The organism is Streptomyces sp. NPDC058964 (genome assembly GCF_042741275.1).
Lineage (GTDB): Bacteria > Actinomycetota > Actinomycetes > Streptomycetales > Streptomycetaceae > Streptomyces.
On the sequence record NZ_JBHYKH010001022.1, the window covers coordinates 1 to 1175 of the forward strand.

Annotated in this window: 1 protein-coding gene; it reads left to right on the top strand. The window is 63.8% G+C overall.

Annotated elements, in window-relative coordinates; genetic code table 11:
* Positions 1-515 precede the first annotated feature (515 nt).
* The gene (locus ACFW2E_RS47355) at positions 516-1172 is read left to right on the top strand and encodes a hypothetical protein (RefSeq protein WP_384478492.1); all 657 of its coding nucleotides are present in this window, start codon (positions 516-518) and stop codon (positions 1170-1172) included.
* Positions 1173-1175 lie beyond the last annotated feature (3 nt).

Genomic DNA, 1175 nt, shown 5'->3' on the forward strand with positions numbered 1-1175 from the left:
GTTCTGTCACATGCTTGAGGCCATTCTCCAGACCGTTTCGTTCGTGGACCCGGTGGGCGAGTCATATCCAGAGACTTCTTGATCCGTGTCTCTGCGAGCAGGCCAACGGTCACCCACAACGGCTGGCGCCTCCAGCGGCAACAAGCAACCGCTACATGCGACGCCGGCACGAACGGGACCTCGACCGACTCCGCTCCCAGGCCGAAGTCCGCTCCGACGACCCCACCGGACCAACCCCATACTCACGGGCACACCCACCTGCGCGTGCGCAAGGTGCCGACCAACCCTGTAGTGAGAGCGGAACACCCGCAGCATCGGCCACGGCTCCGGACGCGGCACACGCTGCCCCCGGAGCCGCGCCCCGCCTTGGCGCGATCAGGACACAGCGCAACGCCATATCACCCCGGAAACCCGAAATGGTCCGTTTCCCGGAGTAGTTCGCTCTGGCGAAACCAGCAACCTCATCGATAACGTCTGTGCTCTTGACTGAACCTTTGTCTCACGGGGAGTCCACTGTGAAGCGCCGCTCTTTGCCGCTCGTAGCCACAGTCACCGCAACGGCAGCACTGCTTTTGGCGGCCTGCGGCGGTGAGGAAGGAGAGTCCAGCGACAAGGACAAGATCGCTGGCGCTGACACCGGCGACTCGTCGGCGTCGCTGCCTCCCTCACCGAGCACATCGGCCGATGTCAATCGCCCTGACCTCTCGTTGCCCGCCGACGTCAAGGAAGCCTTCGAGGGCTGGAGCACCGGTGACGCCGCCAAGGACGCAGTCCTCGCAGACGCGGGACGATCGATGACGGCCGTTACCCGTGCCATCACCGAGGGAGACACCAAGTCGCCCGCTCTCAGCTACTACTACGAGGGCGAGGCGTTGGCGGGAGCGGCGAAATGGGTGCAGACCTTCGTGGACCACAACGCGACGGTCACCGGAACCACGCGTTACTACGCGCCGACCGTGGATCTGTCCGGCGAGACCACCGCAGCGGTCACGCTATGCGCGGATGAGAGTAAGGCCTTCAATAAGTTCCGGGAGTCAAACAAAGTCGACCGCAGCGCCCCCTCCGACAACTCATACGTGTATTACGTCAGCCGCCTGGATCGGAACTCTGCGGGGGTCTGGGTCACCAGCAAGGTCGTCTCCAAGCGGGGGGGCGAGAAGTGCATTCCATAAGGT